Here is a 547-nt window from a genome sequence, read left to right as displayed (position 1 = left end):
CATACATATCAAGTCTCATAAGTTATTTGGGCTATGTCCCCACTTTCAAAGAGTACATGGAATTATTTAGGTTAGCTGCTACGCAAGCCCGTAATAGACGCTCAGCTAGTTGGTGGCCGAATCCCCGTCGGTTGTACCGATAAGTGTATTCCTCCATGTATAGTTGGTCGTCAGTTTGACGACCGTGATACGTGCCGTCGATAAATTTCTTGAAGTTGCTGATCGCTTTGTCCAACCACTGGAACGTTTCGTTCTTCTTCTCGTCTTTTGACGTTGTTACCAGATGGCTCTGTGCTCCTAGTTCCTCAGCACAACTGGCGTAGGTCGGCCACCCGTCCGTCTCCAAGATGACGCCTGTTTCGATACGCTTGGTGAGCACGTCCAGCACGGAGCGTTTGCCCACATCGCTCACCACATCCATGAACAGATACTGCGGCTTTCCCTTCTTTAAGGAGACACCAGCTACCACAGGAACCTGTTCCGTACCGCGCCCGCGCTTACCTCCTTTGCTCTCGCCGCCCAGATAAAAATCATCGACCTGAACGAT

At 50.5% G+C, this 547-nt stretch carries 1 protein-coding gene; it reads right to left on the bottom strand.

What is annotated here, in order from left to right; genetic code table 11:
• Nucleotides 1-31: 31 nt before the first annotated feature.
• On the bottom strand, nt 32-547 hold a 516-nt coding region (locus AAC01S_RS18560), incomplete at its 5' end, for an IS1595 family transposase (protein ID WP_157071314.1).

The organism is Alicyclobacillus acidiphilus NBRC 100859 (assembly GCF_001544355.1).
Classification (GTDB): Bacteria; Bacillota; Bacilli; order Alicyclobacillales; family Alicyclobacillaceae; genus Alicyclobacillus; species Alicyclobacillus acidiphilus.
The sequence above is the reverse complement of the archived record's forward strand: the minus strand, read 5'-3'. Positions and strand labels throughout refer to the sequence as shown.